Annotated in this window: 12 protein-coding genes and 2 pseudogenes; 8 read left to right on the forward strand and 6 right to left on the reverse strand. The window is 69.5% G+C overall.

The features are described from left to right. Positions 1–169: 169 nt before the first annotated feature. Entirely contained in the window at positions 170–955 is a 786-nt protein-coding gene (locus tag ABD908_RS06600) for an enoyl-CoA hydratase (RefSeq protein ID WP_344992650.1), read from the reverse strand. A 209-nt stretch (positions 956–1,164) separates the two neighbouring features. After that, a pseudogene (locus ABD908_RS06605) lies at positions 1,165–1,341 on the reverse strand (nitronate monooxygenase); the annotation flags it as partial. A gap of 190 nt (positions 1,342–1,531) precedes the next feature. Here ABD908_RS06605 and ABD908_RS06610 point away from each other — a divergent pair. From ABD908_RS06610 to ABD908_RS06625, 4 genes and pseudogenes are all read left to right on the forward strand, one after another. Continuing rightward, positions 1,532–1,708, forward strand: a complete 177-nt coding sequence (locus tag ABD908_RS06610; RefSeq protein ID WP_344992654.1) for a hypothetical protein — start codon at positions 1,532–1,534, stop codon at positions 1,706–1,708. After that, the gene (locus tag ABD908_RS06615) at positions 1,709–2,233 is read left to right on the forward strand and encodes an aldehyde dehydrogenase family protein (RefSeq protein ID WP_344992751.1); all 525 of its coding nucleotides are present in this window, start codon (positions 1,709–1,711) and stop codon (positions 2,231–2,233) included. Beyond that, positions 2,230–2,613 (forward strand): hypothetical protein, encoded by a 384-nt coding sequence (locus tag ABD908_RS06620; protein WP_344992657.1) that lies wholly within the window; start codon positions 2,230–2,232, stop codon positions 2,611–2,613. Before ABD908_RS06615 ends, ABD908_RS06620 begins: the two co-directional genes overlap by 4 nt. A gap of 572 nt (positions 2,614–3,185) precedes the next feature. Continuing rightward, a pseudogene (locus ABD908_RS06625) lies at positions 3,186–3,722 on the forward strand (glycosyltransferase 87 family protein); the annotation flags it as partial. Positions 3,723–3,985: 263 nt separating this feature from the next. Here the strand turns inward: ABD908_RS06625 and ABD908_RS06630 are convergent. From ABD908_RS06630 to ABD908_RS06640, 3 genes are all read right to left on the reverse strand, one after another. Beyond that, the gene (locus tag ABD908_RS06630; RefSeq protein WP_425584352.1) at positions 3,986–5,557 is read right to left on the reverse strand and encodes a glycosyltransferase family 87 protein; all 1,572 of its coding nucleotides are present in this window, start codon (positions 5,555–5,557) and stop codon (positions 3,986–3,988) included. A gap of 71 nt (positions 5,558–5,628) precedes the next feature. Further along, positions 5,629–7,884 (reverse strand): transglycosylase domain-containing protein, encoded by a 2,256-nt coding sequence (locus ABD908_RS06635; RefSeq protein WP_344992757.1) that lies wholly within the window; start codon positions 7,882–7,884, stop codon positions 5,629–5,631. Positions 7,885–8,671: 787 nt separating this feature from the next. After that, positions 8,672–9,070: a DUF5318 family protein gene (locus ABD908_RS06640; protein WP_344992661.1), complete on the reverse strand. Its 399-nt coding sequence runs from the start codon at positions 9,068–9,070 to the stop codon at positions 8,672–8,674. Between the two features lie 184 nt (positions 9,071–9,254). Here ABD908_RS06640 and ABD908_RS06645 point away from each other — a divergent pair, with 184 nt between their 5' ends. Beyond that, entirely contained in the window at positions 9,255–9,818 is a 564-nt protein-coding gene (locus ABD908_RS06645) for a PadR family transcriptional regulator (RefSeq protein WP_344992664.1), read from the forward strand. Further along, positions 9,811–10,908: an inositol-3-phosphate synthase gene (locus ABD908_RS06650; RefSeq protein WP_344992667.1), complete on the forward strand. Its 1,098-nt coding sequence runs from the start codon at positions 9,811–9,813 to the stop codon at positions 10,906–10,908. Before ABD908_RS06645 ends, ABD908_RS06650 begins: the two co-directional genes overlap by 8 nt. An 84-nt stretch (positions 10,909–10,992) precedes the next feature. On the opposite strand, the gene ABD908_RS06655 is transcribed toward ABD908_RS06650, so the two are convergent. Further along, positions 10,993–12,978: an OPT family oligopeptide transporter gene (locus ABD908_RS06655; RefSeq protein ID WP_344992670.1), complete on the reverse strand. Its 1,986-nt coding sequence runs from the start codon at positions 12,976–12,978 to the stop codon at positions 10,993–10,995. A 117-nt stretch (positions 12,979–13,095) separates the two neighbouring features. Here ABD908_RS06655 and ABD908_RS06660 point away from each other — a divergent pair, with 117 nt between their 5' ends. Beyond that, entirely contained in the window at positions 13,096–13,977 is an 882-nt protein-coding gene (locus ABD908_RS06660) for an LLM class flavin-dependent oxidoreductase (protein ID WP_344992673.1), read from the forward strand. Positions 13,978–14,250: 273 nt separating this feature from the next. Beyond that, entirely contained in the window at positions 14,251–14,664 is a 414-nt protein-coding gene (locus tag ABD908_RS06665; RefSeq protein ID WP_344992676.1) for a helix-turn-helix domain-containing protein, read from the forward strand. The last annotated feature ends 387 nt before the right edge of the window (positions 14,665–15,051 follow it).

Consider the following 15,051-nt stretch of genomic DNA (forward strand, 5'->3'; position numbering starts at 1 on the left):
GTCCCCATGTCGCGCATCCACCCCGCTCGCTTCGATCTCGGTGAGCGCCCCGAAACCGACGGCGAGCTCCCGGCGCACCCGCTGCGCGGCGGCGGGATAGGGCAGTGCGACAGACCGACTGAGGGCGACGCTCACCTCGGAGACGCCCACCGGCTCAGTGAAGGTCGAGTCAGCGGCCGAAGACCGCCTTGCGTTTACCGAGCATGGCGGCGACCCCCTCGCGGTGATCGTCGGTCCCGAGCAGGACGATCTGGTCGCTGGTCTCGCGATCGAGCGAGGGACCCAGCTCGCCGAGGGTCGCAGCGTTGATCGCGCGCTTGGTCGCGCGGATCGCCTGCTGCGGGCCGGACGCCAGGCGCTCGACGACACCGTCGACCTCCGCGTCGAGCGCACCGTCTGCGCACACGCGGGTGATCATGCCCTGCGCCAGCGCCGCGGCGGCACACACCCGATCACCGAGCAGTGCCATCCCCAACGCGCGCATCCGTCCGACCCCGGCGGGCACGAGCGCGGTGGTGCCGGCGTCGGGCATGAGGCCGATGCCGACGAACGGCAGGAGAAAGTAGGAGGATTCGGCGGCGATGACGATGTCGCACGCCAGCGCTAGGCCCACGGCCATGCCCGCGCACGGCCCGTTCACCTTGGCCACCACGGGAATCGGTGCTGCGGCGATCGCGCGGACGTACGAGTTGACCGCCTCCATCGCCGCGGCGGGCGCGATCGCGGGGCCCGACAGGTCGGCACCGGTGCAGAAGGCCCGACCCTCCCCCGTGATCACCACGCAACGCACCCGCGGGTCGTCCCCCGCCGCGCGGATCAACTCCGCCAGCCGCGCGGACGTGGCCGCACCGAACGCGTTGAGCCGCTCGGGCCTGGTGAACGTCACCGTCATCGCCCCGGCGTGGATCTCGACCCGGAGATCGTCGTTGCCCAGCAACACGTCCGACGCGGTCACGACACCGCCTCAGCAGGCTCGGCCACCACGTCGGCGAGCCGGCCGGAGATGACGCGCTCGGCGCCGGCGACCATGCAGTCGACCAACTCCCGCACGATAGGCACGTCGTGGATCAGACCCCGGCACCGGCCGGCCGACCGGAAGGTCAGGCGGGTGTCCAGTTCGGAGGCGGCGACGATCCGGGCTTCGACGGTGTCGGCGCCCGCGGCGCGGGCGATCTCGGACCGCAGCGCCGCGGGCGCCGGCTGCATGAGCGCCGTGATGACGCCCAGCCCGCCGGCCTCCGACACGGCCGCCGCGAGCTCTGCGCGGCCGCCCCACATCATGCCGCCCTGCACGATGGGGTGCCGCACCCCGAACAGCTCCGTGAACCGTGTGCGCAACACCACTGAGGACTCCCATCGTGATCGTCGAATCGAATGCGGGCGACGGGATCCGGCGCCGACGACACATCCTGGAAACTACCACCGCCGCGTGAATATTCAATAACTTTCCGAGAAGACGTGGAGCACGCGGATGTCGCGGCGCCGCGCTACCATCGTGAGAGCACTCACTAACTTATCCGACGGTCTCGGAATGCCGGCACCATCGACCACGCAGCGCGACGACCTCGTCTCGTTCGATCCCCGCACCGGCGCCGAGGTGGGCCGCCACCGGGTCGCGACACCGGAGGACGTGGTCGCCGCCGTCACGCGCGCACGATCCGCCGCCCGATGGTGGACCGGAATCGGGCCCCAGGCGCGCCGCTTCTAGCTGCTCGAGTTCCGGCGCGAACTCGCCGGCCGCGCGCCCGAGCTCGCCACCGTCGTCACCGCCGAGACCGGCAGATCCGGCGAGGATGCCCTGATCGAGATCCTCACCGCTGTCATGCATCTCGACTGGGCGGCGAAGCACGCCGAGTCCCGGCTGCGCCGCCGTCGAGTGCCGGCCGGCCCGATGAACGTCCACCTCGCGGCACACCTCGAGTACCAGCCGTTGGGCGTGATCGGCGTGATCGGGCCGTGGCGCCACCCGGTGTACACACCGCTCGGTTCCATCACCTACGCGCTCGCCGCGGGCAACGCCGTCGTGTTCAAGCCGAGCGAGCCGTCCCGTCGTGAACCTGCTGACCTCCGACCGCCGCGACCGGGACGTGAAGGTGGTCGACCTCATGCTCAGCCGGGTGTACGGGCGGCGCTGACGCCGCCTCTGCACGGCCGGATCGTGATGGCGGATACCGGACGATCCTTCGAAGGCCGTGGCGCACACCGTCGGGTCGCACGCATGATGGGGCTGTGACCACCTTTCACAGCGACGTGACTCATGGTGACGTGACCGGGCTCCCGGAGTCGGCGCAGGAGACGAGCGCGACCGTGCGGATCGCCGTCCGGCCGAGCCGGTCGCGCGGGCTGCTGCGCCGCCGAGGAGACGCGTACGTCGCCGTCGACGGCGTGGAGCAGCCGTGCGCCTGGGGCCGGCCGATGACGATCCCACTCGCCCCCGGCACACACCAGATGTCCGTGTTCGCTCAGCTCCGCGGCGGCCTGGGACGACCCGGCGGCCCCGGCCGCGGGACCCTGCGCCTCACGCTCGGGGCAGGGGACCTCGTCACCGTCGTCGCGGCACCCGAGGGACGCGGCGACGGGACGTTCCGACTGAGCGTGGTCGACGACCTGTAGTAGCCCGCACTCCCCACCCACGGGCTCCGCCGGAGCCGATCGTTACGCTGGGCCGCATGTCACGCCCCAGGGTTCACCTCGACCGGGTCGCGTGGGCGGTACTCGCGTGCACCGTGCTGGCCCTCATCACGGGCCTCGCGATCAAGTCGCACTGCACCGGCGCCCCGTTCGACGCCCTCGGACGGTCCGACGGCTTCGCCGCCACGCCCGGCCGGATCTGCTATTCGGACATCCAGTTCCTGTGGGTCGGGCGCGACATCAACCAGCACGTGTTCCCATACATCCACGGCTGGATCGACAGCCAGGGCCACCTGCAGGGCGGGGCCATCGAGTACCCGGTGCTGTCCGGGCTGCTGTACTGGCTCGGCGCGATCGGCGCTCACAACGACCAGCAGTACCTCTGGCAGATGTCGCTGATCCTCACCCCGTTCGGGCTGCTCACGGGGTGGGTGCTGGCGAAGCTCTCGGGGCGCACCGCGCTGCTGTGGGCGCTCGCACCGCCGCTCGCGATGTACGCGTTCCACAACGTGGAGCTGCCGGTCGTCGCCGCCGCGACCTGCGCCGTGGCCGTGATGGAACGGGCCCGCCGGCGCGGTACGGCGCCACGCGGGCCCGCGCTGGCCGCGGCCGCGCTGCTGGCGATCGGCTTCGATCTCAAGCTCTACCCGGGTATCTTCGTCGTGCCGCTCGCGCTGTACGTCCTCACCTACGGCACGCGGGACGATTCGGGCCGCCGGATCGGGCGGTTCGACGTGCGGGGTGCGCTGTCCGTCGTGGGCGTCGGGGCGGTGGTCGCGATCGCGCCGAACGTCCCGTTCATGCTGCTCGGGTACGACGGCTGGCGCGCGTCGCTGACGTTCCAGGAGCTGCGCACCGCAGACCTGTCGACGAACTCGATCTGGTACTGGGGCGTCCAGCACGCCTTCAGCTCAGCCCACGCTTACGACGCCTTCGTCAAGATCGCCTCCCCGGCGGCGATCGTGGTGGCGTTCGTGATGATCCTGGTCCTGGGCTGGCGCCGCTACCTGCGGATCGGCGGGTACCCGTGGATCGGCGTGAGCGCCGCGCTGCTCTCCGCGTTCGTGCTGCTGCACAAGGTGCACTCGCCGCAGTACATCCTGTGGCTGCTGCCGTTCTTCGTGCTGCTGCGAATCGACTGGCGGCTCGTCGCCGCCTACCTGGTGTGCGACCTCAGCCTCGAACTCACCGTGTGGAGCTACTTCCAGGAGCACGCCGACCACACCCCCGTCAGCTGGTGGGTGCAGTGGGGCGTGTGGATCGGCGTGTGGGGCCGCGCCGCGCTGCTGGCGGTGTTCCTCTTCTACCTGCCCGGACGTGCGGTGCGCAGGCGCCCGCCCGGGCCCGACGGTGACTACGAGGCGGGCGCCGGTTCCGACCCGCGTGACGGCTCCGATGGCACGTCCGACCCCGACGACGCGTCGGGTGCCCCGTCGAGCACCCCGCCGTGGGGATCGTCGAGTGGCGGGGAGTACGGCCCCGGGAACGTGGCCCGGACCAGGTCCTCGTCGGGCCGGTAGATCTGCCGCAGTATCAGCGCGCACAGGCCGACGACGGCGAGGTCGCGCAGCAGAACCGTGGCCGTGAACGCCTGCTCGGGGAGGCCCTTGTTCGACACGCCGAGGAAATACATCATCCGCGGCACCCACACCAGGGCGTCGAGGGTCATCCAGGCGAGCAGGATCCGTGTGTGCGGCACGGCGAGTACCGCCAGCGGCACCAGCCACAGCGAGTACTGCGGGCTCCACACCTTGTTCACCAGCAGGAATCCGGCCACCAGCAGGAACATCAGCTGCGCGACGCGGGGGCGCCGCGGCGCGGTGAAACACACGTAGGCGACGCCTGCCACCACGCACAGGAACAGGATCAGGGTCGCGATGTTCGCGACGGTGGACGCGCCACCGTCGGGGCCCACCCCACCGAACACCCAGTTCCCCGTGAAGGAGCTGATCACGTTGTAGATCGAGTCGATGTCCACCGGGCGGATGGTGTTGCGGTGGAAGAACTCCCACCAGCCGGGGCGGGCGAACAGGATGAGCGGCAGGTTCAGCACGAGCCACGTCACCACCGCGGTCGCCGCGGCGGATCCCCAGGACCGCAGCCGGCCCGCGCGCAGGCAGAGCATCAGCAGCACGACCAGGAGGAAGGCGGGATACAGCTTCGCGGCGGCGCCGAAACCGATCGCCACACCCGCCCACACCGGCCGTCGGCGCGCCCATGCCAGCATCGCCAGCGCCAGCGCGGCCACCGCGATCGCGTCGAAGTTGGTGAAGATCTGTGCGATCACCAACGGCGACAGCGCCATCAGCATCGCGTCCCAGGGCCGCCGGGATCCCGCCGATAATCGGGTCGTCGCCCAGATCCCGACCAGCCACAGCAGGGCCAGGCCCACCGCGACGACGTTGAAGAACAGCACCACCTCGAGCGCCGCCGGCACGCCGAACTTCTCGTGCAGGTTCTCCCACGCCTTGGCGACACGCATGGCCCCGTACTGATACATGCCGGTGACCACCGGGTACTCCATATACCGCAGCTGCTGCTTGCCCGTGGGCCCGACGTCGTAGAAGTGATGGAAGTAGGGCATCACGCCCTTGTCCAGGAGTTCCGCATGGTACAGCGGGACCGTGTCGGTGTAGCACATCGCCGTGTACGGCCGGTTGTTCTGCCAGTCCAGGACCATGTGGTCACCGTCGGGCCGCTGCTGCAGGCACCCCGCCTTGGTGAACCAGCCGAGCGCGAGGAACACCAGCGCGACCAGCAGGATGATGCGCAGAGGTGTCGCGAACCGCTGGAATCCGACCAGCGCATGCCGGCCGACGGGGCCGCCGACCGCGGTCGAGAAGTCCCGAGCGACGGGATCGGTGTAGCTGGGCACGTCCCGGTCGGGCTCCGTCACCGTCGCCGGCGCGAACCGGCCCGGGCTCACGTAGTCGCGCTCGCCGGGGTCCGGCACGCCACCGTCGGGCGCGCCGGTCACCTCGTCGTCGTACCCGGCCGTCACGGCGGCGTGGGCGCGACTCGGGTGTAGGTGCCGCCGTAACCACCGTTCGCGCCGGTCCCACCGCCGCCGCCGTATCCACCCGCACCGTATCCACCGGTGCTGCCGGCGCCACCCCGGCGCCGAGGCACGGTGGTGTAGCCACCGTCACCGGTGCCGTCGCCCGCGCCGTACGCGCCCGTCGGACCGCCGAAGCCGGGGAAGGTGGGCATCGGCACCCCGGGCAGCCCGGGGATGGTGCGCGGCGCGCTGCCGTAGCCGCCGTCCGACGACGCGTCGCCGGTCGGGTAGCGGCCGAAGCTGCGATCCCGCGACGTGGACGGCGCGTAGGTCGTCTCGACCGGGACGCCGGCCTGACCGCCGATCTCACCCGGAGTCGGGAAGGACTCGTCGTCGGTGCCGTCGAGGGCGCCGTCCATGGTCGCCTGCCAGATGTCGGACGGGAGCTGCGAGCCGTAGATGATGCCGCCCGACGAATTGGTGATCGGAGATCCGTCGTCGGCGCCGACCCACACCGCGGTCGACAGCGACGGGGTGAACCCGACCATCCACGCGTCCTTGTTCTGGCCCGTGTCCTTGTACTGCGCGGTGCCGGTCTTGCTGGCGGACAGTCGGCCGTCCGCGAGGCTGTGCCCGTTGGAGTACGCGGCGATCGGTTCCATGGCCGCGATCGTGTTGTTGGCGACGTCGGCGCTGAACTCGCGCTGACCGGGATCCGCGCCGCGGTCCAGCAGCACCCGGCCGTCCGCCGTGACGACCTTCTGGATGAGGTGCGGCTTGCGGTAGACGCCGCTCGCGGCGATGGTCGCGTAGGCCGAGGCCATGTCGATCGGGCGGGTCAGGTACTGGCCGAGCACCACGCCGCCCTGTACGACGCCGTTGGGCTGCTGCAGAGTGTGTGCGATATCGCCGAAGCTCTCAGCGACACCGGCTTTGTGCGCAGTGTCGGCGACCGTCTGCGCCTGCCCCTTGAGGTCGAGCATCAGCCGGTAGTACACGGTGTTCAGTGACATCTTCAACGCGGTCGCGAGGTTGCAGCTGCCGCACGACTCGCCGTCCGAGTTGGTGATGTGCACGCCGGCCGCGTCGAGAGGCGCGGACGAGTACACCCGCGACAGGGGGATGCCCTGCTCGAGCGCCGCGAGCAGCGCGAACACCTTGAACGACGAGCCCGTCTGCAGGCCGGCCTGCACGCGGTCGTAGCCGTTGCCGTCGTCTCCGCCGTAGTAGGCCGAGATGCCGCCGGTCTTGGGATCCACCGATACCACCGCGGTGCGCAGCTTCTTGGGTTCGCCCGTGAGGGTCGAGTGCGCCGCCTTGACCGCTGCCGCCTGCGCCTGCGGGTCGATGGTGGTGGTGATCTGCAGACCCTGGGTGTTGAGGTCCTGCTCGGAGATCCCCGCGTCCTTGAGCTCCTGCAGCACCTGTGTCTTGATCAGGCCGTTCGGCCCGTTCGACAGATCGTCGGTCTGCCTACCGGCTCCCGGCGCCACCGTCTTGGGGAACTTCTCGGCGTCACGGTCGGTCTTCTGCAGCGTGCCCATGCTCACCATGCCGTCGAGCACCCAGTTCCAGCGGTCGATCGCCGCCTGAGGGGTCACGGCCGGGTCGTAGTACGACGGTGACCGCACGACCGCCGCGAGCAGCGCCGACTGCGCCACCGTCAGCTTGCTCGCCGGCTCGTTGAAGTACGCCCGAGCCGCCGCCTGCAACCCGTAGGAGTCGCGGCCGAAGTAGATGGTGTTGAGATACGCGGCCATGATCTCGTCCTTGGACCAGCTGCGCGACATCTTCGTGGAGATGATCAGCTCACGCCACTTGCGGGTCAGCGAATGCTCGTCGCCCACCAGCGCGTTCTTGACGTACTGCTGAGTGATCGTGGAGCCGCCGCCCGCATCGTCGCTTCCGCCGAAGCCCGGCAGACGCCCGAGCACCGCGCGGGCGAATCCGCTGACCGAGAAGCCCGGGTTGGTCTTGAACGAGCGGTCCTCGGCCGCCATCACGGCGTCCTCCATCGACTCCGGGATCTGGTCGGCGGCGATGTCGGAGCGGTTCCCCTCCGGGGGGACCACCCGGGCCAGGACCGTCTTCCCGTCCTTGTCGAAGATCGTCGCGACCTGGTTGGTGCGCAACTCACCGGGCTGGGGCACGTCGGCGCGCACGTAACCGATCGCGAAGGCGAGCACCGCGACCACCACGATCAGCGCGATCGCCGCCACACCGCCGACGACCACGCGTCGGACAATCTTCACGATGCCTGCTCTCCGCCCGGGGCCCTCGCCGCCGGTGCCGTCTGACCCCCCGGGACCACCGCCACCCGGTCCGTCCCCGCCCGGACCGTCGCCGCCATTCGAACCGCCGCCATTCGAACCGCCGCCATTCGAACCGTCGCCGCCGGGCCGCGGCTCGACAGCCGCAGCCCTCGGCGGGACGCCCGCAGCGGCGGACGCGACCGGCACGGTCGGCGCCACCGGCTCCCCGGATCGCGCTGCGATGCGGTCGAGATCCGGCACGTCGTCACGGATCGCGGGCTGGATCCGGGTCACGTCATCGTTCCCGGCGTATCCCCCCGCGACCTCGTCCGCGAGCTCGCGGGGGTCGACGGGACGTCCGGACAGCGGTTGGTACGCGGGCCGTGGGACGACCGCGGGCTGCTGATCGCCGGCGGCTGCCGGCGGCACACCGATCCGCGGCTGCGCCGCCGGTGGCGTCCAGACCGCCGACGGTGGCGGTGGCGATCCAGGATCGACCCGCCGCTGCACCGCGGTGGCACCGAGGTCGGGCTCGGGGGGTAGGGGCAGGCCCGTGCGTGCCCGACGGTGCCGGGAACCACCGGCCCCCTGCTCATCCGTCGGACCGTCGCCGTCGACTGAGCCGTAGTGATCGTCGAGGCCGTTCCCGTCGCCCGGGCTGTTCACTGCTGCGTCTCCGTATCGTTCATGCGCGGCGCCGCGCAGTTGCTGGTCGCCGGTGTCCGCCGACCCGTCCATCGCGCCGTCTCCGTCCATCGCGCCGTCCGCGGCGCTCGGCCTCGGCCGGCCGTCACCGCCCCGCCGCCCGGCGACGCTTCCGTGGGGTCGGCACCCGGCCGGTCACGTACGACTGCACCAGATGATTCCAGCTGCACGATCGGCAGACCTCCACGACATGCACGGAGAACTCGGTCCGGGTCTCCGCGAACTCGGCGATCTCGGCCGCGTTACGCGCCGACCCGTCCGCCGGCCCCAGTGACTCGCCGAACACCCAAGAGGTGAGCGTGAGCTGTTCCTTGCGGCAGATGGGGCACAGCACGTCGCTCGGCACCCCGTGGAACCGTGCGGCGCGCAGCAGATAGGGATCCGCGTCGCACACCGCCTTCACCGCGGTCCGACCGGCGTGGACGGACGCGAGCAGCGAGCGCCGCTGCAACGCATAGTCCACGACCTGTCTCTCCGTACGCACGCGGACAAGCGTACGTGGAGAGTCCAACGCTTGCCCTGAGGCTGCCTCTCATCCGGTTTCCGTTCACCTTCTCGCCACCCTCGAGGTATGGTCCTATATATCGGCTCGATACAACTGCCGATCGCATAAGGTCGATAGGTTCATCAGCTCGGGGCGTTTCCAGCCGCGGATCGGAGGAGGTGGCGTGCTCGAACTCGCGATTCTCGGGCTACTGCTCGAGTCTCCGATGCACGGCTACGAGATCCGCAAACGCCTCACGGAGTTGCTGGGCCCGTTCCGCGCCTTCTCATACGGCTCGCTGTATCCCGCCCTGCGACGCATGCAGGACGCGGGCTACATCACCGAGGAGGAGGGGCCCGTCGTCAAGAAGAGGCGGGCGCGTCGCGTGTACCGGATCACGTCGGAGGGACAGGCTCGGTTCTCGGCCCTGGTCGCCGACACGGGTCCGCAGAACTACACCGACGACGGCTTCGGCGTGCACCTCGCGTTCTTCAACAGCACCCCCGCCCACGCCCGGCTGCGCATCCTCGAGGGTCGCCGCCGGCAGGTCGAGGAGCGCCGCGAGGAACTGCGGCGGGCCGTCGAGGCACGCGGACCGGGCGAGAAGTACACCCGGCAGCTCCACCAGCTCAGCCTGGAGACCAGCGAGCGTGAGGTGCGTTGGCTCAACGAACTGATCGCAGCGGAATCCCGCTCGGCTTCCGCCGAATCATCCACACCGAGAGAAGGGGAAACCAACGGTGTCTGACACTAATAAGGTGCGCGTTGCGATCGTCGGGGTCGGCAACTGCGCCTCGTCGCTGGTCCAGGGCGTGTACTACTACCGCGATGCGGACGAGACCAAGACCGTGCCCGGTCTGATGCACGTCAAGTTCGGCAAGTACCACGTCCGCGACGTGGAGTTCGTCGCCGCGTTCGACGTGGACGGTAAGAAGGTCGGCTTCGACCTCGCCGACGCGATCTACGCCTCCGAGAACAACACCATCAAGATCGCCGACGTCCCGCCCACCGGCGTGACCGTGCAGCGCGGCCACACGCTCGACGGCCTCGGCAAGTACTACCGCCAGACCATCGAGGAGGCGCCGGGCGAAGGCGTCGACGTGGTCCAGGTGCTCAAGGACAACGAGGTCGACGTGCTCGTGTCGTACCTGCCGGTGGGCTCGGACGACGCCGACAAGTTCTACGCGCAGTGCGCCATCGACGCGGGCGTCGCGTTCGTCAACGCGCTGCCGGTGTTCATCGCCTCCGACCCCGAGTGGGCCAAGAAGTTCACCGACGCCGGCGTCCCGATCGTCGGCGACGACATCAAGTCGCAGGTCGGTGCCACCATCACCCACCGCGTGATGGCGAAGCTGTTCGAGGACCGCGGCGTCCGGCTGGACCGCACCTACCAGCTCAACGTCGGCGGCAATATGGACTTCAAGAACATGCTCGAGCGCGAGCGCCTGGAGTCGAAGAAGGTCTCCAAGACGCAGGCCGTCACGTCCAACCTCACGTCCAGCCCGTTCGCCGGCAAGGTCTCCGACCGCAACGTGCACATCGGTCCGTCGGACCACGTCGCGTGGCTCGACGACCGCAAGTGGGCGTACGTGCGGCTCGAGGGCAGCGCCTTCGGCGAGGTGCCGCTGAACCTGGAGTACAAGCTCGAGGTGTGGGACTCCCCCAACTCGGCCGGCATCATCATCGACGCCGTGCGCGCCGCGAAGATCGCCAAGGACCGCGGCATCGGCGGCCCCGTCATCCCCGCGTCGGCGTACCTGATGAAGTCGCCGCCCAAGCAGATCGCCGACGACGTCGCCCGCGAGCAGCTCGAGGCGTTCATCATCGGCGCCGAGTAGTCGACCCGATACCGTCGGCCCCACGTTCGGCCCCCTCCCGGCTCGCCGGGCGGGGGCCGTCGGGTTTTCGGGCAAGCAGGCCGGTCAGCCCGCGGCGATCCGGCGCGTGCGCTGGTACAGACCGCCGATGATCAGGACGAACAGGACGACGCCGATCAGCTCGGCCCAGTTGGCGAAGCCGTCGGGGATGCCGAGCCAGTTCTCGTTGCCGGTGCCCGCGACGATCGCGGCGACGATCACCCCGCAGATGCTCTCGCCCACGATCAGGCCGGTGGCGAGCAGGATCCCCATCCGCTTCTTCGACTCCGCGCGGTCGCCCGAGCGATCCGCCCAGCGGTTGTACCAGTGCCCGATGAGCGCGCCGATCGGGATCATCAGGGTGACGCTCATCGGCAGGTACATGCCCATGCCGACGGCGAGCGGCGGCAGCCGGAAGCGCGTCGCGCGGGCCAGCACCTCGTCGATGACGATCACGACGGCGCCGATCCCGACGCCGAGCCAGATGAGCCCCCAGTCCAAGTCGCCGCCCAGGACGCCCTTGGCGAGCGTCGACATCAACGTCGCCTGCGGCGCCGCGAGGGCGTTGGGGCCCGCGCCGGCCATGCCCGCGAAGCCGTAGGAGTGGTACATCACGCCCAGGACCGGTGGTATCACGATCGATCCGAAGACGACGCCGATCACCAGCGCCACCTGCTGCTTCCACGGCGTCGCGCCGACCAGCTGACCGGTCTTGAGGTCCTGCAGGTTGTCGTTCGAGATGGTCGCCACACCGAACACCACCGACGCCGTGAACAGCGTGTAGGCGATCAGCGCGGGTGTCTGCGAGCTGCCGGCATGGCCGTAGACGGCCTTGATCAGCAGCGCCGCGAACAGCACGACCAGGATGCCCACGCCCGAGATGGGGCTGTTCGACGAGCCGATCAACCCGGCCATGTAGCCGCACACCGACGCGACGAACAGACCGATGACCAGGGTCAGGATCATGCTCACGACGATGATCCCGGCCGCGTGGCCGCGCAGCACCGAGTCTTTGACGAACGAATAGAGCAGCCACCAGATCGGGATCAGCGAGACCAGGATGACGGCACCCACCACGGCGATCGGAACGTCCCGCTCGGTGATGTCCAGGTCCTCGCCGGCTCCGCGCTTGCGGGCCGCCTGCGCCGCCGCGATGATGCCCTTGAGGATCGGACCGATGACCTTCAGCAGCGTCCACACGGCGGCGACCGCGATCGCACCCGCCCCGATCAGGCGGACCTCCGACGAGAACACGTGGCTGACGGTGTCGCCGACCGCCCCCTCGTGCACGAAGCTGCCAGAGGTCCGGATCGGCAGCAGGAACGCGAACGAGATCACCAGTCCGATGACCATCGCGATACCCACCGTGAGACCGACCAGGTGGCCGACGCCGACCAGCGCCGCGGACAGCCCGAGCGAGACGATGGTGCCACCCGAACCGATGCGGAGCACACCGCCCAGAACACTCCGGGAAGTCTGCACATCGCCCAACTCGGCGGCAGCCACCTTCAGGGAGCCGAGCAGGTAGAACACGGCGGACCCGATGGTGCCGAGCACGATCGCCACGACACCCTTACGGTTCTCCTCCGCGCCCTCTGCGGAGTCGCCGAGCTTGAGCACCTCGGCTGCGGCCACCCCCTCGGGGAACGGTAGGTCGGACCCCGTCACCAACGCTCGGCGCAGCGGGATCGAGTACATGACGCCGAGGACGCCGCCCACGGCACACACCGCTGCGGTGGTCCAGTACGGGAACCCGCTCCAGAAGCCGATCATGATCAGGCCCGGCAGCACGAAGATGATCGCCGACAGTGTGCCCGCCGCCGACGCGATGGTCTGAACGATGTTGTTCTCGACCACCGAGTGGTTGGCGAAGTAGCGCAGCACCGCCATGGAGATGACTGCGGCGGGGATCGAGGTCGCGAACGTCAGCCCCACCTTGAGGCCGAGGAAGATGTTCGCTGCGGTGAAGACGAGCGTGATGATCCCGCCGATAATCACTCCACGGACCGTCAACTCGCGGGCACCGGCCAGGGTGGAGCCGGGTGCGGTCATATGTCACCTTCTTCGGATCAGGCCGATTGGCCGGTTTCTGGGTGCACCGAACATTAGGCGGGTGAGCCCGGTTCCGCTCAGATTCGGCTCCGGGCGTCCCCGGCTACGCTGCAGGGCATGCGGTTCGGCATCGTCGTCCTCCCCCAGTTCTCGTGGCCCGAGGCCCGTCGCCGCTGGTCGAAGGCCGAGCAGCTCGGCTTCGACACGGCCTGGACGTACGACCACCTGTCGTGGCGCTCCCTGGCCGACCAGCCCTGGAGCGCGACGGTGCCCACGCTGGTCGGTGCCGCCCTGGTGACGGAGCGCATCCGGCTGGGCACGTTCGTGACGTCGCCCAACTTCCGCCACCCGGTGCCGTTCGCGAAGGACATCGCGACCCTCGACGAGATGTCCGGCGGCCGCGTGACGCTCGGGATCGGAGCAGGCGGTACGGGTTTCGACGCGTACGTGCTCGGGGAGCGCGAGCTGACGGGGCGCGAGCGCTTCGCCCGGTACGCCGAGTTCGTGGCCGGGCTGGACACGCTGCTGCGGTTCGAGCCCGACGGCGGAGGCGCGGTCTCGTTCGACGGTGACTGGTTCACGGCGGTCTCGGCGCGGATGGTCGGCGAGCCGGCGCAGCGGCCGCGGATGCCGTTCGTACTCGCCGGCAACGGGCCGAAGGGCATCGCGTTGGCGGCACGGCGCGGCCAAGGCTGGGTGACGACGGGGCCGGAGGGCGCGACCGCCGACGACTGGTGGGCCGCGGTGGCACGGCTCGGTTCCCGCCTCGACGGCGAGCTCGCCGCCGCCGGCCGGGACGGGGAGCGGTTCGACCGCTACCTGTCCATCGACTCGGGCGGGACGTACTCCCTGTCGAACCCGGCGTATCTCGACGACACCGTCGGGCGTGCGGCCGAGCTCGGCTTCACCGACCTCGTCCTGCATTGGCCGCGCGACGGGGAGCCGTATGCCGGCACCGAGGACGCGCTCGACGACTTCGCCGCGCGCTACCTGAGCTGACGCCCGATTCGCCCACTTCTGTGCCCTAGCGACGCTAGGGTCGACCGCGGGGAGACGCCGGGGTCGCGGTGCCGGGGTCGAAAACAGGGTGCTTGTGAAGCCCACCAGCTACGACCTGCTCGGCGAGCAGGAGACGCGGGACTTGCAGAACGCGGCGACTGTATCCGCGACGGCCCGGATCGCAACTCATAACCCGGCTTCCGAGGATTACACTTGCGGAGAACCGCAAGGGAAGACCGAAGAACATCCGCCCAACGCCGGAGGAGAGACGCCGTGACCGATCCTTTCGCGATCGACCCCGACAATGCCGAGGAGCAACTCGCCGCCGAGCTGGCAGCTGTCCCCTTCCGCCTCGTCGACGATCTCGTTTCGGTTCGACACCGCCGCGATCTCACACAAGCCCAGGTAGCCCGGCTGATGAACCGCCATGAGGCACAGGTCTCCCGTTTCGAGAACGAGGTCAGCGATCCACGGCTGTCCACCGTCATGCGTTACGCATACGCGATCGGTGCTCGGATCCACCTGCGCATCGAGGAGGTGGATGTGCATGGACACCCCATGCCCGACGTCCCCGGAAACGTTCTGCGCTTGGCAGACCACCCCACCTGGGACAACGACCCGTTCAAGATGTTCGCAGAGACCGCGCCGCTGAATACGAAGGTGGAGAAGTGGGTCGCAACCGACTGAGTCCTGCGGCCGTCAAGGCGACTCACGTCCGCTACTACGCGCGCCTAGCGCGGCACCTCGGGAACCACACTGCCAGAATCGGACACGGCGCCTCCGAGGAGGTCGCCTTGGGTGCCAGCGCGCAGTACTACGCCGAACCGGGCCAGCCTCAGCTCCGAGTGCTCTTGACAACGCGGACTCACGACTGCGAATTGTCGATCGACGCAGGTATGACGTGGATGCTCGCATCGCAGGACAGCTACTCCTTCGAAGACGCGCGGAATTTCCTGGCCGAGTACGGTGCACCACGCTTCGCGGCAGTACTCGGCACCGAGCTGTCGACGCTTATCGACAGTGTCGGCGGGCAGCGAATGGCGTACCCACCAGACATCGAGGAACAACTCCGCG

The organism is Tsukamurella soli (genome assembly GCF_039541155.1).
Classification (GTDB): Bacteria; Actinomycetota; Actinomycetes; order Mycobacteriales; family Mycobacteriaceae; genus Tsukamurella; species Tsukamurella soli.